General features: G+C 48.6%; 1 protein-coding gene. It reads left to right on the plus strand.

Going from position 1 to position 251, the window contains the following annotated elements; genetic code table 11:
• Nucleotides 1-251, plus strand: a 251-nt coding sequence (locus H4J52_RS19615; protein WP_182225415.1) for a PAS domain S-box protein, incomplete at both ends; no start/stop codon positions are given.

A 251-nucleotide genomic window follows, 5' to 3' on the forward strand; every position in this document is an offset into this window, starting at 1 on the left:
ACCGATGATTACAAAGCCTCGGTTAAAGGGATATTGGATAAAGCCCTGCAAGGTGAAGAGTCGGCTAACTATGAATTTCCGTTGTTTACCAAAACGGGCGACCGGGTGGATGTGCTGTTAAACTCAACTTCACGCCGGGATGCGGCAGGTCGTATTGTGGGGGTTGTGGGGGTTGGACAAGATATCACCGAGCTCAATAAGATCCGTAAGGAGCAAGAAAGTGTCGCCCATGATTTAACCCAGTTAATCGA

Source organism: Colwellia sp. MB02u-14 (assembly GCF_014076915.1).
GTDB lineage: Bacteria > Pseudomonadota > Gammaproteobacteria > Enterobacterales > Alteromonadaceae > Colwellia_A.